23 protein-coding genes and 2 pseudogenes are annotated in these 23,424 nt (G+C 60.3%); 12 read left to right on the plus strand and 13 right to left on the minus strand.

Annotated features, from left to right (window positions below):
• The first annotated feature begins 92 nt into the window (after positions 1–92).
• Complete coding sequence (locus BPNPMPFG_RS32815) at positions 93–1,223, plus strand: site-specific integrase (protein ID WP_258597352.1); 1,131 nt, start codon at positions 93–95, stop codon at positions 1,221–1,223.
• 41 nt (positions 1,224–1,264) lie between these two features.
• Here BPNPMPFG_RS32815 and BPNPMPFG_RS32820 read toward each other — a convergent pair whose 3' ends face one another.
• Complete coding sequence (locus BPNPMPFG_RS32820) at positions 1,265–1,957, minus strand: nucleotidyl transferase AbiEii/AbiGii toxin family protein (protein ID WP_258597354.1); 693 nt, start codon at positions 1,955–1,957, stop codon at positions 1,265–1,267.
• Positions 1,957–2,169 (minus strand): hypothetical protein, encoded by a 213-nt coding sequence (locus BPNPMPFG_RS32825; RefSeq protein ID WP_258597356.1) that lies wholly within the window; start codon positions 2,167–2,169, stop codon positions 1,957–1,959. The genes BPNPMPFG_RS32820 and BPNPMPFG_RS32825 overlap by 1 nt, the downstream gene beginning before the upstream one ends.
• A 705-nt stretch (positions 2,170–2,874) precedes the next feature.
• Here BPNPMPFG_RS32825 and repA point away from each other — a divergent pair.
• From repA to scpB, 6 genes and pseudogenes are all read left to right on the plus strand, one after another.
• Entirely contained in the window at positions 2,875–4,089 is a 1,215-nt protein-coding gene (gene repA / locus BPNPMPFG_RS32830) for a plasmid partitioning protein RepA (RefSeq protein WP_258597358.1), read from the plus strand.
• Between the two features lie 17 nt (positions 4,090–4,106).
• Positions 4,107–5,186, plus strand: a complete 1,080-nt coding sequence (gene repB, locus BPNPMPFG_RS32835) for a plasmid partitioning protein RepB (RefSeq protein ID WP_258597360.1) — start codon at positions 4,107–4,109, stop codon at positions 5,184–5,186.
• 155 nt (positions 5,187–5,341) lie between these two features.
• Positions 5,342–6,547, plus strand: coding sequence for a plasmid replication protein RepC (gene repC / locus BPNPMPFG_RS32840; RefSeq protein WP_258597362.1), 1,206 nt, complete (start codon positions 5,342–5,344; stop codon positions 6,545–6,547).
• A gap of 121 nt (positions 6,548–6,668) precedes the next feature.
• Positions 6,669–6,939 (plus strand): annotated as a pseudogene (locus BPNPMPFG_RS32845) (type II toxin-antitoxin system Phd/YefM family antitoxin).
• 153 nt (positions 6,940–7,092) lie between these two features.
• Positions 7,093–8,091: a DUF1403 family protein gene (locus BPNPMPFG_RS32850; protein ID WP_258597364.1), complete on the plus strand. Its 999-nt coding sequence runs from the start codon at positions 7,093–7,095 to the stop codon at positions 8,089–8,091.
• A 4-nt stretch (positions 8,092–8,095) separates the two neighbouring features.
• A complete protein-coding gene (scpB, locus tag BPNPMPFG_RS32855; RefSeq protein ID WP_258597365.1) occupies positions 8,096–8,785 on the plus strand; it encodes an SMC-Scp complex subunit ScpB in 690 nt (229 codons plus the stop codon).
• A 118-nt stretch (positions 8,786–8,903) separates the two neighbouring features.
• On the opposite strand, the gene BPNPMPFG_RS32860 is transcribed toward scpB, so the two are convergent.
• The 11 genes and pseudogenes from BPNPMPFG_RS32860 to phnF form a co-directional block, all read right to left on the minus strand.
• Positions 8,904–9,161 carry a DUF5623 domain-containing protein gene (locus BPNPMPFG_RS32860; RefSeq protein ID WP_258597367.1) on the minus strand — a complete coding sequence of 86 codons (258 nt, stop codon included), beginning with the start codon at positions 9,159–9,161 and terminating at the stop codon, positions 8,904–8,906.
• A 335-nt stretch (positions 9,162–9,496) separates the two neighbouring features.
• Positions 9,497–10,180 carry an IS6 family transposase gene (locus BPNPMPFG_RS32865; protein WP_258597369.1) on the minus strand — a complete coding sequence of 228 codons (684 nt, stop codon included), beginning with the start codon at positions 10,178–10,180 and terminating at the stop codon, positions 9,497–9,499.
• A gap of 275 nt (positions 10,181–10,455) precedes the next feature.
• Positions 10,456–11,958 carry an alkaline phosphatase family protein gene (locus tag BPNPMPFG_RS32870; RefSeq protein WP_258597371.1) on the minus strand — a complete coding sequence of 501 codons (1,503 nt, stop codon included), beginning with the start codon at positions 11,956–11,958 and terminating at the stop codon, positions 10,456–10,458.
• A gap of 9 nt (positions 11,959–11,967) precedes the next feature.
• On the minus strand, positions 11,968–12,783 hold the full coding sequence (locus tag BPNPMPFG_RS32875; protein WP_258597372.1) for an ABC transporter permease: 816 nt from the start codon (positions 12,781–12,783) through the stop codon (positions 11,968–11,970).
• Positions 12,784–12,856: 73 nt separating this feature from the next.
• Entirely contained in the window at positions 12,857–13,795 is a 939-nt protein-coding gene (locus tag BPNPMPFG_RS32880) for an ABC transporter permease (RefSeq protein ID WP_258597373.1), read from the minus strand.
• Entirely contained in the window at positions 13,795–14,778 is a 984-nt protein-coding gene (locus BPNPMPFG_RS32885; RefSeq protein WP_258597375.1) for an ABC transporter ATP-binding protein, read from the minus strand. The genes BPNPMPFG_RS32880 and BPNPMPFG_RS32885 overlap by 1 nt, the downstream gene beginning before the upstream one ends.
• Positions 14,775–15,788, minus strand: a complete 1,014-nt coding sequence (locus tag BPNPMPFG_RS32890) for an ABC transporter ATP-binding protein (RefSeq protein ID WP_258597377.1) — start codon at positions 15,786–15,788, stop codon at positions 14,775–14,777. The genes BPNPMPFG_RS32885 and BPNPMPFG_RS32890 overlap by 4 nt, the downstream gene beginning before the upstream one ends.
• Complete coding sequence (locus tag BPNPMPFG_RS32895; protein WP_258597379.1) at positions 15,785–16,456, minus strand: DeoR/GlpR family DNA-binding transcription regulator; 672 nt, start codon at positions 16,454–16,456, stop codon at positions 15,785–15,787. The genes BPNPMPFG_RS32890 and BPNPMPFG_RS32895 overlap by 4 nt, the downstream gene beginning before the upstream one ends.
• 30 nt (positions 16,457–16,486) lie before the next feature.
• Positions 16,487–16,642, minus strand: a pseudogene (locus BPNPMPFG_RS43275) (DeoR family transcriptional regulator); the annotation flags it as partial.
• A gap of 5 nt (positions 16,643–16,647) precedes the next feature.
• Positions 16,648–18,225, minus strand: coding sequence for an ABC transporter substrate-binding protein (locus BPNPMPFG_RS32905; protein ID WP_258597382.1), 1,578 nt, complete (start codon positions 18,223–18,225; stop codon positions 16,648–16,650).
• A gap of 327 nt (positions 18,226–18,552) precedes the next feature.
• Positions 18,553–19,311 carry a phosphonate metabolism transcriptional regulator PhnF gene (phnF, locus tag BPNPMPFG_RS32910; RefSeq protein WP_258597383.1) on the minus strand — a complete coding sequence of 253 codons (759 nt, stop codon included), beginning with the start codon at positions 19,309–19,311 and terminating at the stop codon, positions 18,553–18,555.
• 183 nt (positions 19,312–19,494) lie between these two features.
• On the opposite strand from phnF, the gene phnG reads away from it, so the two are divergent.
• From phnG to BPNPMPFG_RS32935, 5 genes are read left to right on the plus strand one after another with little or no spacing between them, the layout of a single operon-like run.
• Positions 19,495–20,049, plus strand: a complete 555-nt coding sequence (gene phnG, locus BPNPMPFG_RS32915) for a phosphonate C-P lyase system protein PhnG (protein ID WP_319946016.1) — start codon at positions 19,495–19,497, stop codon at positions 20,047–20,049.
• Positions 20,049–20,594 carry a phosphonate C-P lyase system protein PhnH gene (gene phnH / locus BPNPMPFG_RS32920; protein WP_258597384.1) on the plus strand — a complete coding sequence of 182 codons (546 nt, stop codon included), beginning with the start codon at positions 20,049–20,051 and terminating at the stop codon, positions 20,592–20,594. The genes phnG and phnH overlap by 1 nt, the downstream gene beginning before the upstream one ends.
• The gene (locus BPNPMPFG_RS32925; RefSeq protein WP_258597385.1) at positions 20,594–21,685 is read left to right on the plus strand and encodes a carbon-phosphorus lyase complex subunit PhnI; all 1,092 of its coding nucleotides are present in this window, start codon (positions 20,594–20,596) and stop codon (positions 21,683–21,685) included. Before phnH ends, BPNPMPFG_RS32925 begins: the two co-directional genes overlap by 1 nt.
• The gene (locus BPNPMPFG_RS32930) at positions 21,682–22,593 is read left to right on the plus strand and encodes an alpha-D-ribose 1-methylphosphonate 5-phosphate C-P-lyase PhnJ (protein ID WP_258597386.1); all 912 of its coding nucleotides are present in this window, start codon (positions 21,682–21,684) and stop codon (positions 22,591–22,593) included. Before BPNPMPFG_RS32925 ends, BPNPMPFG_RS32930 begins: the two co-directional genes overlap by 4 nt.
• On the plus strand, positions 22,593–23,420 hold the full coding sequence (locus BPNPMPFG_RS32935; protein ID WP_258597387.1) for an ATP-binding cassette domain-containing protein: 828 nt from the start codon (positions 22,593–22,595) through the stop codon (positions 23,418–23,420). Before BPNPMPFG_RS32930 ends, BPNPMPFG_RS32935 begins: the two co-directional genes overlap by 1 nt.
• The last annotated feature ends 4 nt before the right edge of the window (positions 23,421–23,424 follow it).

Here is a 23,424-nt window from a genome sequence, read left to right on the forward strand (position 1 = left end):
AAGCGCCTCGCGGTGGACAATTCGGCGCGTTGGTCGCACGTTGTGTTCTCAAGAATCGCACCACTGCGACATTCCAATGAACGAGAGCGCCGATGGGCAGTGCCCGTAATTTCATGACGCCCGTCGACGCGACCGACACCGACGACCTGCCTGACATTGTCGACGTCGTCATGGAAATGGGGCGCCCGGATGAGGCTCCCTCCCCTCCCCCGCTGGTCCTTGATTCGCGACAAGCATCGCTGCCTGCACATCTCGAAAAGCTGGCCGACCGTGCGCGCGATTATGTCGAGGCGGCAAGTTCGGTAAATACCCGTCGCGCCTATGCCGCCGACTGGAAGCATTTTTGCGCCTGGTGCCGGCGCCAGTCGTTTGATCCGCTGCCGCCAGATCCCCAAATTGTCGGCCTCTACATCACGGCCCAGGCCTCGGGATCTGGTCGGGATAAAAAATCGGTGGCGACGATCGAGCGCCGCCTGTCGTCGCTGACCTGGAATTATACGCAACGCGGTCAACCGCTCGTCCGGAAGGACCGGCATATCGCCACCGTGCTCGCCGGCATCCGCAACAGCCACGCTTCCCCTCCCCGACAAAAGGAAGCCATCCTGCGTGACGATCTCATCGCCATGCTGGAAACGCTCGACCGTGGTACGCTGCGCGGCCTGCGCGACCGCGCCATGCTGCTTTTGGGCTTCGCCGGCGGCTTGCGCCGTTCCGAAATCGTCGGCCTTGATGTCGCGCGCGATCAAACCGAGGATGGCCGCGGCTGGATTGAATTTTTCCCGGACAAGGGCGTGCTGGTTACGTTGCGCGGCAAGACCGGCTGGCGCGAGGTGGAGATCGGCCGCGGCTCGGCCGACAGCACGTGCCCGGTTGTCGCGGTGCAGATCTGGCTCAAATTAGCGCGTATTGGCCATGGCCCGCTGTTCCGGCGCGTTACCGGGCAAGGCAAGGCTGTCGGCGCCGAGCGGCTCAACGATCAGGAGGTGGCGCGGCTGGTCAAACGAGCGGCCTTGGCTGCCGGCGTGCGCGGTGATCTTTCCGAGGGCGAGCGCAGCCAAAAGTTTTCTGGCCATTCGCTGCGCGCTGGCCTCGCGTCCTCAGCCGAGGTCGACGAGCGCTATGTGCAAAAACAGCTTGGCCACGCTTCGGCTGAGATGACGCGCAAATACCAGCGCCAGCGCGACCGCTTCCGGGTCAATCTCACCAAGGCGTCCGGGCTTTGAAAAGCCCTCCCCTTCCCCGGTCGATCCCTAGGGTAAGGCGGTCAGGTTCTTTGAGGTGATGACAACACCTCGTCGAGCACAGCGATCGCCGCGACCAGACTGTCGGCGGCCGACGCTTCGTAGTCAGGCATGATCATCAGTTGCGCGATGGCGCGGCCGACGAATTCCGGGTTGAGCCTTTCCATCCGCTCTCTGGTGCGAGCGACGTGCTCGGGGAGCGTGCGCAGGCCGTTGACGACCTCGCCCAATTGAGACCGGGCAGCAGCAGCGATGTCGAAAATGTCACGCGGCTTGGTTTCCGATCCCCGGTAATAGACCTTCTTGGCGATAATTTCCGGAATGGTTTCAAGACGCACCGTCCTGCCTTCCACTACACGGGTTTCGAACGGCGTCGTCGTTAGCGTTCCGGCAACGATGAAGTCGATTTCACCAATGCCTTCGAAGGCGAATTTCTGAAACCGGAGCCCATCCCCCTGATAATCCGATGGCACCAAATCAAAACGCAGGCGGCTTTTAGACGGGTCGATGAAGCCGAGCAGTTGAGGGTCATCGAGGAAGATATCGATGTCATGGCTTTCACGATGACCGATCTGGATCATCATAGCCGTGCCTCCGCCAAATGACCATTCGAAGTCGTAGCCGCCGGCATTCTCTCGAAGCTGGTCAATCAGATCGACGGCGATGCGAAAAAGCCGCCGCCATTCGGAAGGGCGACGGCTATCCTGTTCGGCCATCACGCAGCAAGCGGATAGCTCTCGCCGGACCAGGCGGAGAACGCAGCGGCGAAGGCTTTCAGTTCGGGGACTTGGATATGATGCACCACAGCGAACTCGACCTGCAACGCGGGGGGAACTTCACCGAGAAAGGCGCTGACATGGCCGGGGTGCTGTTTGGCCAAATCGAGATCTGCAAGGCAATGCGCCAGCGTCGCCTCGCCCAGCTGCACGCTGTAGGGCCCGTTCACAGTCGTCAGGACGGATGCTAAATGCTTGCTCATAATGGCCGTAAGGTAGTCTTTTCGGGCCGATGACACAAGTTGCCACCTTTCTCCGTCGGGAATTGCGCGACGTCATCAAAGGATCGGGTGTCCTGATCCTCGCTGTTTGAATCTCTGCCCTCAAGAACGCGTTCTCAGGCCCAGTAATACAGGCACAGTCGCGGCAAATCGGCTACGCGCAGCCCTGTCACATTGGGCGCTGCGCAATCTCGACGCCAGCGACGCCGGCGATGGTGCGCCTTGACCTTCTGGCGTGCTCAGTCAACCACATGATCGAAACGATCGAGGACGTCACAGCCAAAATGCCAATTTCCGACCACTTCGGGATCCGATCGACACCACGGCAGCGCAGGCACGTTCTTGCTACTGACCATCGGTGCTGTGACGTAGCTTAAGCGCGCTGATTTCTGAACGCATCAAGGCCGCAATCGTCGCGAAACGCTTCCCCATCGGCGCATTTTTGATAGGAAACCCCGTGCGTTCCTGCGAATCGACGGCGCAGCTGCCAATGAGTTTACGGCCGTAAACGACGCCGCAGAGCAAAGCGTTTAAGCTTTCGTTAACTTTAAAATCCTTGCAAGATCCAGAGAATCGGGCCTAAGTGCGATAAATGGGTTATTGCGGATAAATATTCGCACTTACAGGTTTCAGCTTATGAATATCGCATTCGACGCCAATAAGCCTCTTTTGGATTTTGATCAGCTGATCCTGAAGCAGGGCGCGGCGCTTTCCAGCCGCCTTGAAAAGCATCGTCTGGACAACTTTCCTCCAGATGCGGTGAAAACGCTTCGGCAGTTCCAGTTGTCCGAAGTCGCCTCCTACCTCGGAATCAGCGCTGGTTATCTCAAAAACTTATCATTGAACGGCAAAGGGCCACAGCCGAATGTAACACCAACCGGACGCCGCTCCTATACGGCCGAGCAGATGCTCGAAATGCGTCATTACCTCGACCAGAAAGGGCGCTCGGATTCTCGCATGTATGTTCCCCACCGCAAGGAAGGTGAACACCTACAGATCGTAGCTGTCGTCAATTTCAAGGGTGGCAGCGGCAAGACTACCACCACGGCACATCTTGCCCAGCATCTTGCGTTGACTGGCCATCGGGTTCTTGCAATCGATCTCGATCCGCAGGCGTCTTTGACCGCATTGCACGGTATCCAGCCTGAACTGGATCAATTCCCGTCGCTCTACGAAGCCATCCGGTACGATGAACATAGGAAACCGATTAGCGCGCTGATCCGGAAAACCAATTTTCCTGGTCTCGATATTATTCCGGCAAACCTCGAACTGCAGGAATTTGAATACGATACTCCGCTGATCCTCGCCGAAAAAGGCACCCGGGACATGGGGCGGCTGTTTTTCACGCGTCTCGATGCAGCTCTCTCTGATGTCGGAGACGAATTCGATGTTGTCGTCCTGGACTGCCCTCCCCAGCTTGGCTACCTGACCCTCACCGCCCTATCCTCTGCGACGGCGGTACTTGTAACGGTCCACCCGCAGATGCTGGACGTTATGTCGATGTGTCAGTTCCTGCTAATGCTTGGGGAAATACTCGATCCCATCAAGCGCGGTGGTGGAAACATGAGCCTCGACTGGATGCGCTATCTGGTTACCCGATACGAACCTGGCGACATCCCGCAGTCACAGATGGTTCATTTCATGCGGTCGCTGTTCGGAGGTTTTGTCCTCAAGAACGAGATGGTGAAATCCACCGCAATCTCTGACGCAGGGATCACCAAGCAGACCCTCTACGAGGTCGAGAGGGGGCAACTCACCCGTTCAACGTATGATCGTGCCGTGGAATCCCTGCATTCCGTGAACGGGGAACTGGTTTCGTTGATCCACAGTGCCTGGGGGAGGGCAAGCTGATGGCTAGGAAGGGCATCATGGCAGGCCTGCTGGATGAGGGCGCCGATGACGAGTTTACGCCCGTAAACTCATTCGAGAACAAGGCGTCTAATGAGCAGAACAGGGACAGCGGCTCCCAGCTTAACGTTGCAAACCCTTTGATTTCCAAGCCGTCTACATCCGCCGGGGCTCCCGGACGCCGTGGCGCTTTCGGGATGATGAGCCGCGCCGCCGACGAGATGGCCGCAAAGGTTGCAGCTGCCGAGGAAATAGAGAAGCAGCTACTGTCCGGCACCCAGATCATCCAACTGGACCCCGACCAGTTGGAAGCCTCGTTCGTCGTCGATCGTCTTGATGACGATGACGATTCAAGCCTACAGGAACTGATCCAGGCCATTGCCGAAAGGGGCCAGGACAGCCCCATCTTGGTACGGCCGATACCAGGTTCCGAAGGTCGGTTTCAGATCGTTTTTGGGCATCGTCGAGCCAAGGCCGCGAAAGCGCTCGGCATCAAGGTGAATGCAGCAGTCAGGCAGCTCTCCGATCAGGAACACGTGATCGCTCAAGGGCAGGAAAACACCGCTCGTGCCGATCTCTCATTCATTGAGCGGGCGCTGTTCGCAAGGAAATTGGCCGTACAGTTTGACAACGCGACGATCATGTCTTCGCTGGCGATCAACAAGACCGTTTTGTCCAAACTGCAGTCTGTAACCACTAACATCCCGGATGCCGTGATCTACAAGATCGGAGCTGCGAGGGGAGTTGGTAGGGACAGGTGGTACGATCTATCCATCCTCCTCAAGAGCAGCAATGTCGATGGCCTCGAACATCTGCTGGGGCAGGACAAGTTCAAGAAAACCAGTTCCAACGACCGCTTTCTGATGGTCTTCAATCTCGCGAAGAAGGCCAACAAGACAGCCTCGACGAAGAAACTGAACGCAGTAGCTGCCAACTGCTGGGCTCCTAAAGACAAATCGGTCAACATCGTCACCAAATCACGTCCCAAGGATTTCTCGCTCGTGTTCACGGAAAAGGAAGCGAAGCCCTTCGGCGAGTGGATTTCAAGCAATCTGGGCGAACTCTACGAAGCGTTCAGAAAGTCGAAACAGGAGAACTGAAACCGCAAAAGAAAAAGGCCCCCGAACGTCACCGTCGCGGAAGCCCTTCTCAACCATAAGCAAGCTGAGAATCACATTTTCGCGAATCAGTGTCAAGCGGTTTAAGCGTCGTTTCGGCGAGCGGATTTCTTTTGCCTAATCGAGGGTGAAAGAAAATGGAGACGGGTATTGCAACGACGCCCTTTGGGCGGCGGCCGATGTCGCTTGCCATGCTGGCAGCGCAAAACGACTCACGTGAAATCCCAAAGGGCAGGGCTGTCGACAAATGGCAGATCTATCGCAACCTCTGCGAGGGCAAGAGCATCGTCGGCATCGGCGATCGCGCTCTGGCCGTTCTGAATGCGTTGCTGTCATTTTTCCCGGACAGTGAGTTGAGCGAGGAGAACGGGCTCATCGTCTTTCCCTCGAACGCCCAGCTGTCGCTCAGGGCGCACGGAATGCCCGAGCCCACAGTCAGGCGACACCTGGCGGCTCTTGTGGACTGCGGGCTGATCATCCGTCGGGATAGCCCGAACGGTAAGCGCTATGCGAGGAAGGGGAGGGGAGGGGAGATTCAGGAAGCATTCGGCTTCTCCCTGGCACCCCTGCTGGCCCGTGCTTACGAGTTCGAGGCGGCGGCCGAGCGTGTTCGTGCCGACAACCGGGCGGTCAGGCTCATGCGCGAGCGGATCACCTTGCACCGCCGTGACATCCACAAGCTGATCGAGGCGGCCCTTGACGAAGATGTCCCGGGCGACTGGGGAGGCCTGTGGAAGCGTTTCCGCGGCGTTGTGGAGGCGATACCGCGCCGAGCTTGCACTGCCGAGCTCGAGCCTATCGTTGCCGATCTGGCCGCCTTGCGTGATGATGTGGATAAGCTGCTGGAAATCCATATGAAATCCACGAATCCGAGCGGCAATGACTCTCAAAACGAGCGGCAGCAATCTAATTCAAATACCGACTCTATTTTTGAATTTGAACCTGCTTTAGAGAAAAGCGGGGCGGCGGCCGAGCCAAGCACGAGGACCGCAGCGCCCCCGAAAACCTATCCACTGGGGATGGTGCTGAAGGCCTGTCCCGAAATTGCGGACTACGCCGTCGACGGCATCGGCAATTGGCGCGATCTCATGATAACCGCCGCCCAGGTGCGGGGATATCTGGGTGTTTCGCCGTCAGCGTATGAGGAAGCCTGCCATGCGATGGGCCAGGAGATTGCGGCGGTGGTGATTGCCTGTATCCTGCAACGTGCTCAGCACATCAATTCCGCCGGCGGCTATCTTCGAGCGCTGACTGATAAGGCCAGGGGAGGGACCTTTTCGGTCGGGCCGATGCTGATGGCGGCGCTCAAGGCCAACGGCGCCACAGCAAGGATGACGGGATGATGATCGCCAAATCCCGCAGCTTATCGCTTTGCGCCCAGCTGAAGCGCGAATTACGATGGCTGGCTGATACCTGTGGAAAGCGCGGAAAACCCGTATCTTCCGGAAGAAAAGAGTTCAGCCGATGACCACCACCGTCACCGCCGCCGCCGTCTCGAAAAACTTCGGCGCCTATCAGGATGCCGCGGTTCGCGACCCTGTCATCATCACCAAGAACGGCCTGCCGTGCACCGTGCTGCTGGCTTACGAGGATTTTGTCCGGCTGTCGAAGCGCGACCGGCGGGTCGATCTGACCGCGGAACTCAGCGCCGACGAAATCGCCGCTGTCGAAGCCGTCGAAATGTGAGCCGGGCCTTGACCATCTCAACGGCGAGCTTCCTCCGGAAAAGGTCTGACAGCAAAAAATGCTGCCGGCTGAATGAAGGTCGGTCACGTCTTCTCCTCTAGAAAGATCAAAACGAAAGGCTACGGTTTATCGTTCGTTTTTAACTGTCGACGGGCACGGCGGCTTTCGGCCATTTTCGTTGCCAGAAGCGCCGCGATAATTCATGCTGTCGACGATGATTCTGCGACCGAAACTGCTTCGCCATGGACCTGTGGTCGTCACCGGTGCAGCCCCGGCTGCGCTGGCCACTCCCGTGCCGACCTGGCTGCGCGCCGCGGCGGCCGGTCCGGACTCGATTGAAGACGCTGCATTTGCCGCGGCCGCGGCGCTGACCGCCCTCGATGCGGTGGTGCGCCGGAAGGAGAGATGGGCCGGCGCCTGGCGGCAGCGCCTGGCACTCGCGGCAGCGGCGGCAACCGCCAAACGCGCCGGCCGGGTCGAGGACGAGGCGGCGCTGCGCGACGCGCTGCTACTCACCCGTCCCGGCGACGACGTTGGACCCGCCGGCGGTATGCTGCTTGCCTGGCGAACGCTGGCATCGCGTCCGGTCGCGACGTTGGTCAGCGAGGCGGTATTGGTCGATGTCGCCGCGGATCTGGGGAGCGCGCTTGACGAGGCGGCGGCCGGCCAAATCGGTGACGAAATCCAGGCGATCGCTGGCGCGGTCGGTAATGCAGTCGCTGGCGCGGTCGACGCGATGGCCGTGCTCGAGCGTCATCACAGTCGCGCCACGCGTGAGCTTGGACCGTGGCTTGCGGACGCTGTTCTGGCCGACCGGCTAGGGTGGACGTATGCGGTGCCCCTGTTCGGCTTGCACCCGGCGGCAGGCGGTCGTCGGTCAACCCATGCCGAACGGGAATCCGGTCAGGCGTCCCGGCAACGCATTTGGGCGGCTTATGCGCAGGCGGCGCTGCAGGCGATGGATCTTGCGGCCGAGCTCGGCCGCCGCGCCGACCGCCTGCTGGCTGTCGCCCCAAAACTGCGGGCAAAAGGGGCGGACACTGTCGTCGAGAAGCTGCTGTCCGACGACGCGATCGTCGCATCCTCAAAGATCGCCGGCATCAGCGACCGCGGCCTGCGCCGCCTGTTCGACCGGCTGATCGAACTTGGCGCCGTGCGCGAGCTGTCCGGCCGTCCGACCTTCCGCATCTACGGGCTGTGAGACCATGGAGCAGGCGAGGGGGAAAAGGGCGAAGGAGCGATCAGATGGTCACCTGTTCGACCGCGAACTGGATCACCTGCCGCCAGAAGTACGTTGGCGCGAATGGATGAACCGCGTTGAAGCAACCATCTTCGCCGCCAGCGAACCGGTCAGCCGCGAGGTGCTTACCCGCATCGTCGGCAAGACCTGCAGCATCGACCTTTTGATCGACGACATCCGCGAGGAGCTGCGGGGCCGGCCTTACGATCTGGTCGCGGTCGCCAGCGGCTGGAAGCACCTGACGCGGCCGGCCTATGCCGACGCCATCCGTACCGCCGTCGGCTCTAGCGAACGCGCCGTCGACCTCACGCAATCTGAAGTGCTGGTCTTGATGTGCATTGCCTTCTTTCAGCCGATCACGCGCGCCGAACTGTCGTCATTCTTCGGCAAGGAGATCAGCCGCGACCTGATCGGCAATTTGCGCTCCTTCGGCCTGATCGCCTCAGGCCCGCGAAGCCCGACGCCCGGCGCCCCCTATACCTATGTGACGACGAAACAGTTCCTGCTGGAATTCGGGCTTGAAACCTTGCGCGATCTTCCCGACTTCGAGGCTCTCGAGGATGCGGGGCTGCTGTCGAAGGAAAAGCTTCTGGCGGGCGACGTCATGCCGGGGTTTTCGGGCCCCGGCGAGAGTGATGCCGACGCCGACGAATAGTGCGCCTGTGCCTGGCCGGACGACCGCCATCGTCACCGCAACTTCTCGAGCGATATGACGGCAAGATCGATTTTTCCCACGAGGTCCCTCAACGGCGCACAATCCGGATAGTGTTGCGTCAGGACGGACTGTGCGAGGCGGAGGTCCTCGATGTGTTGTTCGCCAGTTTTGGACGTTCCTCCGGCGGAATTCTCTCCGTATCGAGGTCGAAAAACACCTCATCGGGCATGGCCGCCCGATCGTGTTCGCATTGAACCCAGTCATCAAGCTCGCTTCGGACAGCATCAACGCGCTTGTACGCGCCTGCGCGCGCTCGCATGTCGGTCAGCACACCCTTCAGTAGGGTGCCTATCCTGGCATGCGCGTCCACGTGCATCGCCGCCTTCGGACGCCGGCGCCGCTTGCCGCTGAGCGGCAGCCGGTACTCGACAGTGGTTGTGGGGCCGCGTGGTGGGGTAGCTTTTCGTTGGCCGTTTCTCGCGAGCTTCGCCTCGGTTTCTCTCCCGGAGTCACAAAAGGAGCGTGACCGTCGATGGCGACCCGGTCACAATTCGCGGTCACGATCGATGAAGGGCCTTTGGAAAGCGCCTTGAGAAGCCCATCAAGCGAATATCCCTTCGACGCATCGGCATACAGGTAAAGTACACAGCCTTCCGGAGGTTTTGTTGCAACGGCTGAATAGGGGCGCAGAGAGGCCTGATGCGAGGTCAATCAGGCGGCGAGGATTTCGAACTGCTCGGCCAGAGACGGATTCGGATTGAAGGCGTACCTCGCCTGTCGCATCATTTCGATGCCGGAAAGGATGGTGGAGGCGGTGGCCGTCGATTTGAAGCCGAGCATCGGCCGGACCCGGCGCTTGATGCGCCGATGGTCCTGCTCGATCCGATTGTTCAAATACTGGCTCCAGCGGATGCGGATCGGCTTCAGCAGGCGCCGGGTGCGATCCTGCAAGCGATTTGTGGTGTCGCAGGAAACGATCGCCTCGTGGTTGGTCTGGCTCCCGTCGATGATGACGCGATCCGGTCGGCCATGACGCTCCAGCGCCTTTATGAAGAAGCGCTTGGCCGCCGGCAGGTCGCGCTGCTCGCTGAAACAGAATTCGACGGTGTCGCCGACGCTGTCGATGGCGCGATAGAGATACATCCACTGGCCGCGGACCTTGATGTAGGTCTCGTCGACATGCCATTTGCCGGTCACGCTACGCTTGCGCCAGTTGAAACGCTCGAGCAACAAGGGCGAGAAACGAACGGTCCAGCGGTGGATGGTCGTGTGATCGACCGTAATGCCGCGCTCGGCCATCATCTCCTCAAGATCACGCAGGCTCAGATTGTAGGCCAGGTACCAGCGCACGCACAGCAAGATCACGGATTGGTCGAACTGGCGGCCTTTGAACATTGCAACCCTCCGAAATGATCGAAGGCTCCTTGCCACAGCACTGGTAATCAAAAGGTTGCAACAGATCCATCGATATTGCGGCTGACGTTTGAGCAGGAGCTTCCTGTACATAGGTGTATTCTAGATCCTTCAGTCGAAGCGCTATTCGAACACGTTCCCCTGCCTAGTTTTGCCATCGTGATATTAGACGCACTGGCCGCTCGACATGATTTGTGAACCGCTTGCCGATCTGGAGAAAGCGGTTGCCGTCCTGGTCGACGACCATTCAGAGAACATCAAATCATACCTCTAGCTTCAACCCATCCTGAATCGACGTATGTCGTGCCGCGCACATGCAGATGGCGCAAAAACTGCTTATATCCGCCAGTCCCTGCTTCTCGGATGGTCTCCTTGAACGCGATTAGCTCAGCGTTTTGTGACGACGAAAATGCCTCGTCCAGCACACGCCCCTGCATCTCTTCCGGTCGGACAAGGCCGATCAACTCGAGAATTGTTGGCGCAACATCACAAATACCGGACGGCGTATCGGAAACCGCGTCGGATTTGAAAGCCTCGCCCGCCAGAATGCAAACGGCTTGCATTTCCTTTGGATGGAGCCCGCCATGAACGCCATGCCCAATCGGCCCATCGCTACTCCAGGTGCGACCGATAAGACCAAAAGGATCAATCTCGTCATCGGCCCTATAGGAAAACAGGATATCAGCCACGCGCGCGTGTTCCATGTTGACAAGGCTGCGCGCAAAGCTGCCCGGTGCAATACCCTCTACTTCATTACGGCCGGTCGTGAAGATTGAACCACACCAGGGAGATTCGGTCATCGCCGCCACAACCCGACGGATGTTCTCCTCTGACGGATTGGCGAGATAGATCGCTCCCACCTGACCGGGGACAACCAACGCATCCACGTCACGCGCAGGCGCCCATGCACTGCGAAAACCGGCGCTTTTCAGCACCTCGTGCACGTCCGCACGCTGATGGACACTGACGTGACCGTGATCCGAGACGGCGACGAGGTGCACTCCTTGTGCCCTTCCCTCGCTCTCGAACCAATCCAGCACCCGTCCAAACTCCCGGTCTGTCCAGGCGAGCGCCTGCAGTGTTCTTTCCTCCGCTGTGCCGCAATAATGAGAGGAAATGTCCGGTTCGCCAAACGAGAGGATCGCGACGTCGGGCGCGGTCTCCTTCCAGACGGCTTCAAGCAAAGCCGATGTCAAGAAGGTCTGAGCCTGCAAGTCGGGCGTGCCTTGCGGTGGCACGGGTGGCATTGGCCCAAAGCGGCGTTCGAAATCCTCGAGAAGCGTCTGCGGAGACCACACGGAAGGATAGTGCCCTGAAACGGTCAGATGGCCGAGTGCACGCGCCTTGTGATTGAACAGCCGCGTCGTGCCAGCGGAGTTGGAGGCCAGGACCGCAAGGGTCCGGCCATTGGCCGCAAGGACTTCTCCGAGCGATGTCGCGCCGAACAACGTGCCCCCGCTCGCCTGATCCAGTTGTTCGATCAGCCTGTCATCTGACGTATCAGCGTAAAGCGATGGCAGGGTTGCGCGGTCGAGATAGGCATTGCCGACCATGCCGTGAAGCCCTGGCCAAGCCCCGGTCACAAGACTCGGCATCGCGGCCCGGGTTTCGCTCGGATAGACGGTTCGGTGCCGCGCGAGCGTCACACCCTGGCGCTGCAGCTTGACGAGATTGGGTGTTGTGTCCGGACGGATGAGATCGGCGCGAAGGCCATCGAAGCTAACGAGGATAGCGCGTCGGGAATCGGTCGAATGGGTCATAGATTTTTCTCACGAGATTGTCTTGTCGAGCCGGTCGCGCAACCAGTCGCCGACCAGCGAAATAGAAAGTGTCGTCATGGAGATGACTACAGCCGGCGCGACCAGGATCCAGGGCGCACGGGTCAGATAGTCGCGGCCGTAGCCGACCATATTGCCGAGCGAGGTGAGAGGCGGCTGCACGCCAAGGCCGAGGAAGCTCAGACCGCTCTCGAGCAGGATGATGTCGGGGAAGGCGATGGTCATCGTCACGATCAGCGTCGAGGCGATATTCGGCAGGACATGGCGCAGATAGAGACGCCATGGCCCGGCGCCGATCTGACGCACCGCCGTCACATAGCCCTGGGCACCGGCACTAATCGTCAAGGCGCGCGTGATGCGCGCATAGCGTTCCCATCCATGCAGGCCGAGCAGCGCGACGAAGAGCGGCAGCGAATTGCCAAAAAAAGCAAGTACGGCCAGAGCGAGGATGAGAAACGGCATGCTCGCCTGAAAATCGACGCAAGCAAGAACCACTTGTTCGACCCAGCCTCTAAAATGCGCCGCAAGAAAGCCGAGTGTGATTCCGAGCACAGCCCCGATCAAGGTCGCGCCGAAGGCGATCAGGAGGCTGATCCGAATCGAAACCAGGAGACGGGCCAGGACATCGCGCCCAAGTTCGTCGGAGCCAAGTAGATGCGCGGTCGTGCCGCCGAAGCCGACCGGCGGCACCAGCCGATGGCGAAGATCGAGTGCGGTAAAATCCTGCGAGGTGAGGTAGTTGGCAAGGACACCGGCGAGCAGCATCAGGCAAATCCAGGATAGTGCCAGTCTGACGGCGATGGGCATGGCCCACTTCGAACGTCTGCGGTTCTGCACCGTAGGCGTCGCAACAACGTTGGCTGCGGGAACATCCGACATGTCATGCACCTCCGGAGGTACGGCCAGTGGCGCGCAGACGTGGGTCAAGCACGCCATAAAGGACGTCGACAAGAACATTGGCAAGGATCATCGCGGCCGCCACAAACAGCAGAATGCATTGCACGACGGCAAGATCGCGGCTCATGACTGAAACCACGAGCAAGCTGCCAAGGCCCGGCCAGGAAAACACGCTTTCGACCAGAACCGTGCCGGCGATCAGATTGCCGATCATGAAACCGATGATGGTGAGGATCGGAATGGCCGCATTCGGCAAGGCGTGTCCACTGATGACACGCCGCCACGCAACACCCTTGGCGCTACCGGTGCGGATATAGGCTTCGCCCAGCACCTCCAGCATGGCGCTGCGGGTGAAGCGCGCGAGAACGGCGGCGCCGCCGACGCCGAGTGTCGCCACCGGCAGGATCATTTGCTGGATGCTACCGGCACCTCCTGAGGGCAGCCAGGGAAGCTCGACGGCAAACACCAGAACCAAGAGCAGGCCGAGCACGAAGGACGGCACGGTAAAGCCGGCGATTGCGCTGGTCATGACAGCTCGATCGACAAAGCTGTCGCGCTTCAGTGCAGCGAGAATACCCGCAGGAATACCGATTGCGATGTTGAGGATGAGGGCGGGCACCGTGAGAAGAAGCGTGGTCGGGATACGCTCAGCCACGACGACGACGGCAGCACGCCCGTCGCGCATCGATTGACCGAGATCACCATGCGCGATTGCGAGCAGATAGCGCAGGTACTGCACCCATAGGGGCTGATCGAGTCCCCAGCTCTGTCGGAAGGCTTCGACTACCGAGGCGGGCGTTTCCGGTGACAGCAAGGCAAGCGCGGGGTCGCCCGACACGCGCAGGATAACAAAGGCGAAGGTGACCATGATCAGGATCGTCAATGACGCGCGCGAAAGGCGTATGAGGATGAAGTGGAGCATTATCTTACTTTCCCGGCGTCATCTTCGGCAAAGTGACAGGAGACCTTTCTTGAACCATCGACATTGCGCAATTCCGGTGCCTGCTCGGCACAGAGCGGACGCGCCACAGGGCAGCGCGGATGGAAGGGGCAGCCGCTCGGTCTTGCCGCCGGGTTCGGCGGGTCACCCTGCAAGATTACGCGTTCGGAGCGCCTACCCGCTTGCGGAACTGCGGATACCAGCGCGCGGGTATAGGGATGCAACGGTTCGTGCAGAACATCGTCGGGCAACCCCTCTTCGACAATCTCGCCAAGATACATGACTGCGATGCGGTGGCTGACCTGACGAACGACACGCAGATCGTGGCTGATGAAGATCATCGCCAGGCCTCGTTTTTCCTGCAGCTCAGTCAGGAGGTTGACCACCTGCGCCTGGATCGAGACGTCCAAAGCCGAAACCGGCTCGTCGCAGACCAGAAGATCCGGATCGCTTGCCAGAGCGCGCGCCAGCACCGCGCGCTGGCGCTGACCGCCCGAGAGCTCGTGCGGATAACGTGCGGCATGATCGGCACGCAGTCCCACATCCGCCAAGAGTGCCTTGATACGATCGGGACGCTCGCCCTTTTCCCCGATGGCGTGGATGTCAAGCGGCTCTCCAACTTGGGCGCCGATGGTCCAACGCCGGTCGAGTGCTGCGAGCGGATCCTGGAAGACCATCTGGATTCGCGTCCTCAGCCGTCTCCAGGCCGGATCGGAGGCTTGCGGGAGCCGTTCACCGTCAAACGCGATCGAACCGGCATCGGCCTGCTCCAAGCCAACCAGAAGACGTCCGGTCGTGGATTTCCCGCAACCGGATTCGCCGACAAGTCCCAAGGTTTCGCCGCGCGCAAGACTTAACGAAACGTTCTTGACGGCTGTGACCAGTTGCGGTTTCCGAAACAGGCCGCGTTGCTTCGTGTAGCGGCGCGCCAGCCCGTCCGCCTTGATAATCGGGACGGCACTCATGCCAGAGCGACGTCGGGTCGCGCCGGCGTCGAGCCGTGGAGCAGGCATGCGGACCGATGCCGCAGTTGTTGCCCGCCGACGGGAAGTCTGACCTCAGTTGTTGAACAGATCAGCGCGCGTTGATGACAACGCGGTGCAAATGCGCAGCCGGACGCCAACTCACTTGGATGCGGGACGATCCCGGGGATGGTTGCAAGGTTCTTGCGCGGGCCATCGATGCGTGGAAGGGCGGCGAGAAGTCCGCTTGTGTAGGGATGCGAAGGACGTGAGAATAAAAGGTCGGCCGGCGCTTCCTCGACAACCTGGCCGGCATAGAGGACAAGCGCGCGATCGCACACCTCGCCGATGACGCCGAGATCATGCGAGATCAAGACCAGCGCCATGCCGGTATCGCGCCGCACCTGCTGCAACAAGTCGAGGATCTGCGCTTGGATGGTCACGTCGAGAGCGGTCGTCGGCTCGTCGGCGATCAATACATCCGGCTGCCCCGCAAGCGCCATGGCGATCATGACACGCTGGTTCTGGCCGCCGGAAAGTTCATGCGGATAGGCTCCAAGGCGGCGGGCGGAGTCGGGAATGCCGACCTGATCGAACAGGCGCAGGGCCTCAAACCTGGCCGCCGCACCCTTGAGGCCGCGATGAAGCCTGAGCGCTTCGATCACCTGATCGCCGACCTTGTGGACCGGGTTCAGCGCGCTCGCCGGATCCTGGAAGACCATGGCGATGCGACCGCCGCGCACCTGTTCCAGGTGCCGCCTCGAGGCCTGAAGCAGTTCTTCACCGTCAAGTCGAACGCTGCCGCTGATACTGGCCCGCTTCGGCAGAAGACCGAGCGCGGCCAGCCAGGTCACGGATTTCCCACAGCCACTTTCGCCGACCATGCCGACTGCCTCGCCACGGGCAATGGTCAGATCGATCCCGCGCAGAACCGGCGTCGCATCGAAAGCAACGCGCAGATCAGAAATCTCGACGATCGGGGGGGCGGAGGGGTTAAAGGCGTGGAAAGTCATCGCTGCTCCTTCCGGTCGTCTAAGGCTTCATCCAGTTCCTGCGGCAGCAACACCGCAATTCCAGCATTGCGCAGCGCAGTGGCCGCCTCTTCAGGAGGTGGTTGGTGGGTCGCCAGGACATCGACCTTGTCCAGCGGTTGCATGACATGTGCATCCAAGCGCGCGAATTTGCTCGCATCAGCCACAAAGGCGAGCCGCCTGGAACGGTCGGCAAGAGCCGCACCGATGGCGGTATGGCCTTCGGACGGTCCAAGGAAACCATGCTTGGGGTCGATTGCGCTCGCACCGCAGACGGAGAGGTCGAAGATGCGCGTTTCCAGACCGCGCAACATGTCGGGTCCGGTCAATGTCCGCGTCTTGGCATTCATGATGCCGCCGAGAAGGGTAACGGCAAAACGCTCGGTGGCGGAAAGAACGGTTGCGATATCGATCATGTTCGTCGTTACCGACATTGCAGGCCCGTTGCGGGCCAATTCGTCAGCGAGCAAGGCCATGGTGGAACTGCCGCCGAGGAAGACATTCATGCCCTCTTCGAACAACGGTAGCGCCGCGACGGCTGCGAGCGCCTTTGCCTCGCGGTCCACAGACAGCCTCTCGATGACGGGCCGCCGCGCCGTCAGGTCGACGGCTCCTGCCGGAGCCGCCCCACCATGGATGCGCTTGAGCATTCCGGCATCGTCCAAAGCCCGGATATCGCGGCGAATAGTCTCCTGCGAGACGCCAAAGCGGCTGGCAAGCTCACCGACCGCGAGGATTTCTCCGCGGGAGATCATCGCCAGGATGCTCTGGTGGCGGGCCGCTCCCAGTTTGGAAGCACCCCGCTCAGTGACCAATGTTATGCGATCGTCCCTCATCCGCCTTAAGCCCTCGTCAGGCCGGGGTTTGAAGGCCCGAAATTGAGCTCGAGAGTCTGCCCCGGCAGCCAGGGCAAATCCTTCCGCTTCGCATAGAATTGCCCTGAAACGTGCAGGACGATGCTAGGCGGATCCACGTCATGGATTATCTCGAGCATCCGGCGAATGATCGGCCGGCGCTGTTCCGGCTCAACGGTTTCCCGAAGCTTCGCACCGAGCGCAAAATACTCCTGGTTTTCCCATACGCCGGCCTGCGTCCAGGCGCCGTACGGCCCATACTCCCGCCACGGGTGACCGAGGTGATCGAGAAACAAGGCAGTGTTGGAACTGTCGAAGATTGCGTGAACCGGCTTCTGCTTAAGCTGCCCCGAATTCTCCATCATCTGGATCTTCACGTTCAGGCCGACCTCGCGCCACATCGCGATCATTGCCTGGGCGCCCGAGACCTGATTCGGATAATAGTTGTTGAGGAGGCGGTAGGTGATCTCGTCACCCTTATAGCCGGCTTCGTTGAGCAATGCCCGGGCCTTTTCCGGATCGTAGGCAAAGGCTGGAAAATCCTCAATGTAGCCCGCACCGTATGTCGGTAGCTGATAGCCGTTCGGAATTGGGAGCGCATTATCCCACAGGCTTTCGACCAGCAGCTTTCGGTCGATCGCGAGGCTCATTGCCCTGCGGATGCGAGGATCCTTCAGGATCGGATCGGTCTTGTCGAGCACAAGCGTGCGAATGTTCTGAACCGGGCCGCCCGCGATCTCAAGCTCAGCCCGCTTGCGGACATCGGCGAACTGGTCCGGCGGAATATCCGTGACGAGGTCGAGCTCACCGGCCAAAAGGCCGTTCACGCGGGCTGCAAGCTCGGGGATGATGCGGTATTCGATGCTTTCGAAGCTGGGGCGGCCACCCCAGTAAGCATCGTGGGGCGCCAGGACCACGTTGACATCGAGCTTTTGGCTGACGAAGCGATAGGGGCCGGTACCGACAGGCGCCGCCGTCCACTTCTCCCAGGAACCCGCCGCATCAAAGGCGCGCTTGGAGACAATTTCCGATCCCCAGGCCGCCAGACGCTGCTCGAGAAGGGCATCCGGACCCTTCGTACGCACGATCACCGTGTGCGCATCGACGATATCGATGCGGTCAATGCCATCCAACAGGGCTAGTGCTTCAGTGGCACCTTTGCGTCCGGGCCCGAGCAAATGGTCCTGTCCGAGGCTGAAGGCAACATCGTCCGCCGTCAACGGGCCACCGCCGTGAAAGACGACACCCTGACGCAGGAAGAAACGCAGGGACTGCGCGTCGATACGCTCCCAACGCTCTGCAAGGGCTGGCTTCAACGCCATGCTTGCATCCTGCTCACGCGTGATCAGCGTGTCGAAGAGCTGCCGCACGACACGGCGGATCGCCGTATCAGTGGCAATCACGGGTTCAAGCGTGCGCGGATATCCGGACATTCCGACCCGCAAAGCCTTTCGCGCGGTTCCGGCGGCGTGGGCTTCCGGGGCTTTAAATCCTGTGCTCGCCGAGACAGTTGCAGCGAGTGCGCCGGCCAGAACGTTACGTCTTGTCAGTTCAAACTTTGTCATCGTCACCTCCAGTAGAGTTGGCGATCTTTTGGCAGCGCTCCATGACAACCGGATGACAGTTTTTGTGTATTTATGTGAACTCATGCCCGCTTATGGCTGCCTATGTGGGAATGGCGAGAACGATCTTCGGGCGTTGAAAGCCTGCGCGACAAAGCTACGCCTCAGACAAGCCTGGAAAAACCTCGGCACTCGAGAGGCACTCGGAGCTTGGCGTTTCGACAGTTGGTTAGCATCATGGTGATGCCTCAATGACGTCACGCCGACGACGCAACCGACACGGGCGCACCGCCAACATGTCGGCCGTCATTGGGCCGTCCGGCAATCGCCTCAGTCGTTGCTGTTGCGCGCCAATATGTCGAGAAGCTTGCTGGTATTGTCGATGGAGAACTGTACGCGTTCGCCTGGCCATACCGACTCCGAATAGGCGACAGGAACGCCTTTCAGATCAACGTCGATCTTCTTGGTTACGACGACCGGTTGGGATATGGACTGTGACAGCTGCCGGGCTTCTTCCGCCGTCGGCAGGCGGATGATGAGGTCGGTGCGCAACCGAAGATAATCCGGCACTCCATATTCGGCGAGAATATGAGTGACGCTTCGTCCGCTCCGACGGGCCTCGTCGAAACCAGGAAAGCGCTGCACGGGATAAAAGGCGTGCGAATAGTTGATGGGCTCTTCGTCGGCAAATCCCAGTCGAACGATATGGTAGACGGGTTCGCCAACCGGCAGCCTCAAAGCTTCCGCGATTGCGGCCGATGCGGCAATGACCTCCTCGTGAATCGCCTGGCCAACCGGCTCTCTGCCCTGATCCAGAAGATTTTGGGAAAACCGCGTGCGATCGGAAAGCCGATAGTCGAGGCGCGCGTCCCGCACGAATGTACCTCTGCCGCGCTCCACCTGGACGAGACCCCGGTGCTCAAGGCTTGCGACCGCGCGTCGCACGGTATGTCGCCCGACCTCGAAACGCTGCATCAGATCGGTCTCTGTGGGAACTTGCGCTTTTGGCGGCATGAGGCCCGTCAAGATGTCCTCGGCAAGCGCGCTTTCAACTTCTTGCCATTGTCCATGCCGCAGCTTTTTTTCCATATCAATCCGCCTGATCACCCCAAACATTCGAATGTCATAGCGATTTTCGGACGTTATTTCAAGTGAAGGAAGCCCGACATCACCGCTGCGCCAACGGTCTTTGACCGAAAAATAGGAAGAACGCGAATCTTTTCGGCTTGACACAGACATGTCATGTAAGCGAGTTAAAGAACAGACATTCGAATGTCTTTCAGCCTGTCCGAATGCATCGGGCTCCGCTCCGCGATCGTTGTGGTCAACGACGGCGCCCGACGACATGCCGTGAAGAAGGAAACAGCAATGACTAAACTCACGGCCGGTAATCCGGTCATCGGAAACTATCATCACGGCCAAGCGCTCGAGATTCTCGCCGCCAGCCGCCCGGCTCAAATCAAGGCCGTCGCCGAGCAGATCCTCGACGACATCGGCGACGTCGCCGTCATCAACAACCGGACGGGGCTTGCGATGCTGCCCTATCAGGACACGGTCCAAGGGACCGCGTTTCATCTCGGCGAAGTCCTCGTTGCCGAAGCGCACATACAAGTGCCAGGCCGCGGGGTGGAAGGTTACGGTGCGGTTGTCGGCCACGATCTCGAACATGCCATGGCGATGGCGGTGATCGATGCCGCGATGGCCGCAGGCCATCCAGCGAAGCCGATCCTCGAGTTTCTTCAGACGGAGCAGCGCCGCCAGGCGGAGTGCGACCGGGAACGGCTGAGGAAAGTCGAGGCGACCCGCGTGCAGATGGAGACGTTCTAATGACACTTTCTCTTCTTCCGACAGCTGATGACAGTCGGACCAATGCCACCTTTGAGGAGATGATGTGGGCGCTCAGCCGCCCCGGTATCATTCGCACGCTGCCTGCCGGCGGACTGGCAGCAATGGCCGAAAGCCTGATCGATCGTGAATGCTCATTCCATGTCGAAGACGATGTTGAATTTGAACAAGCCTTGAAGCGAAGTGGCGCCCGTGCCGTTTCGCTCAGTGAAGCCGACTATGTGTTCACCGTGATCGACACACAGGACAAGGTCTCCAGGCACGCAGTCTTGCGCACAGGCACGCTCGCCTATCCGGACGAAGCAGCCACATTATTCGCACCGGCCCGCTTCGGCTTCGGGCAGGGACTGCACCTGACCGGCCCCGGTATCAAAGACAGCGTGACGATCGCCGTCGACGGCATCGATTCCTCGTTCTGGCAGATGCGCGAGAGGGCAATCCGCTACCCGCTTGGCTTTGACGTCTACCTGGTCGATGGCGACAGCATCATCGGCCTTCCCCGTTCCACCAAAATCGAGGTGCTCTGATGGCTTATGTGGCAACCCGTGGCGGAGAACACGCCATCGAACAGGCGGAGCGTCTGTTCCGCAGCGATCTCGGAACCATTACCAAGGACACAGTCGAGGCCTTACGTGACGGTCTGCCCTATCTCGTCGACCGTCTCATGGGCGAGGCCTCGCTCTACGAACCGGATTTGGCCGCGCTTGCACTCGCCCAGGCGGGCGGCGACCTATATGAAGCAGTCCTGCTCTTGCGTGCCTACCGCACGACACAGCCGCGCATCGCCATCGCCGAGCCCGTCACGCAGCCGGACCTCTTCACGGTTCGTCGCGTCTCAGCGGCCTTCAAGGACATTCCGGGTGGCCAGATCCTTGGGCCGACCCTGGACTATTCGCACCGCTTGCTGCAGGTCGGCGTGCTGATGGGAGAAGATTATACGCCCGAGCCGGTCATCCCGGCCGCTGAACCTGCCCCCGCAACGCAACCCTCCTTGACGGACTGGCAAAAGGCGCAAGGGCTGATCGCTGATCACCCGGTCGAAACAGTCTCGCCAGAAAACATCCCTGATCTGACGCGTGAACCTTTGCTGTTCCCGGCACCCCGAGCCCATAAGCTGCAAAGCTTGGCGAGAGCCGATACCGGCGGCACGCTGGCGCTTGGTTATTCAACCATGCGCGGTTATGGCGATATCCACCCAACGGTCAATGAGTTGCGTCTTGGCGAAGCTCCGGTACGGCTGCGCCACCCGCGCGGCACGGTCTTCAGCGCTGGCCGCGTGCGTGTCAGCCAGGCCGAGATCATCTCCAAGTCGAAGAGCCTGGAGCTTGGCTTCTCGGCCACCTTCGGCTGGAACGAGGTCAAGGTCATTGCCGCGGCGGCCCTCGATCTCGCTTCTACCCGGCCTGACGCTCATCCCGCCTCCACCGAGGAATTCGTGCTCTACCACACCGAGCCGGTCGAAAGCTCAGGCTTCTGCATTCATTTCAAGCTACCCCATTACGTCACGTTCCAATCGGCTCTCGACGCAATCCGTGACGCCAAGGCGAACGGTAACGCTGCAACTGCTGCGACCGGCGCAAAGAAACTGCCAACCAAAGAACAGGAGGTGGCGCTGTGAAGCTCCAGGAACTGACCAAGCCGTGGGCTGCTTTCAACTATGGCTTCCTCGATGAATCCGCCAAGCGCGAACTGCGCCGCCGCATTTTGAAAGCCATCGCCATTCCAGGTTATCAGGTACCCTATGCGAGCCGCGAGGTGCCGATGGCGCGCGGTTGGGGGACCGGCGGTCTGCAGGTGACACTGACGCTCCTCAATCCGACTTCGGTCGTCAAGGTGATCGACCAGGGTGCGGACGATTCCGTCAATGCCAGCAGCATTCGCAAGTTCTTCGGTCGGGTCGGGGGCGTAGTCGAAACCGAGGACATGGGCAAAGCCACGATCGTCCAGTCGCGCCATCGCATTCCGGAGGAAAAGCTCCGTGAGGATCAGGTGCTCGTGCTACAGGTGCCAAATCCGGAGCCGCTGCGCCCCGTGCAGCCGGACATGTCGATTGCCCGCGACATGCATGGCGACGCCGACTACGGCCAGCTCTGGCTCGTCCTTTACGAGCAGCTCGTCAAGTCCGGACGCATTATGCAGGGCGCCGAATATCCCAGTCTCGTCAACGGCCGCTATGTGATCACGCCCTCGCCCATCCCACGCTGGGATGTGCCGAAGCTCAATCAGGCGGACCACCTGACCATCCTTTCCGCCGGGCGCGAGAAACGGCTCTACGCCGTCCCCCCGTACACGAAGGTCGAACCCCTTGTCTTCGACGACGTGCCTTACCGGGTCGAGGATCACCGGGACAAGACCTGTTACCGCAGCCACGTCACCGGCTTCTTCATGAACGAGCTGCCGCAAGACGATGGCTCCTCGGCTTATGAACTCTCCGACAGCCATTTCGGCATCAAGCACATCCGCAAGGCGGAAGGCGAGCCGGTCGAGATCGGCGACACCTGGTACAAGAACGGAAGGATGGACTGATGACCGTGCTTAATCTGGACACTCCGGCGGTTCTTAAACGCCAGCCGCCGCGGCTCATGCTGGCCGAGCCGATCATGACCATGCGCGGAATTTCGAAGAACTTCGGCGACGTCAAGGCGCTCGGTGGCGTCGATGTCACCGTCTATCCCGGCGAGGTGCTTGGGATAGTAGGCGAATCCGGCTCCGGCAAATCGACGCTGCTCAGAATGATGAACCTGGAGGAGACACCGGATACGGGTTGCTATCACCTGGTCCTGCCAGGTCACGAAGACCGCAATCTCTTTGACCTCGATCGCTTCGAGCGACGCATGCTGAGGGCGCACCATATCGGCATCGTCTACCAGAACCCGCATCTTGGTCTATTGATGAACCACACGAGCAGCGGCAATGTCGCCGAACGCCTGCTGATTGCCGGAAACCGTAACTTCGCCGAGCTGCGAGAACGGGCACGCCAGTCCCTCGCAGCTTCGGAGTTTCCAACCGAGCGGATGGATGCCACGCCGCGCGAACTGTCAGGCGGCATGCAGCAGCGCGTCCAACTCGCCAAGGCCATCGCACTGGAGCCCGCGGTGCTACTGCTCGACGAGCCCACCACCGGTCTCGACGTCAGTGTTCAGGCGCTTGTGCTCGATACGTTGAAGCGCCTGCAACGTGATCGGGCGATCACCATGGTGCTGGTGTCGCACGATCTCGGCGTGATCCGCACCATGGCCGACCGGGCCATGGTAATGCGCCGCGGCATGGTGGTCGAACAAGGTCTGGCCGACCAGATCTTCCAGGATCCGCAACACGCCTACACCCAGCAGCTCGTTCACGCCAAGCTTTGAGGGA

The sequence above is a fragment of the Mesorhizobium sp. AR07 genome (genome assembly GCF_024746815.1).
Classification (GTDB): Bacteria; Pseudomonadota; Alphaproteobacteria; order Rhizobiales; family Rhizobiaceae; genus Mesorhizobium.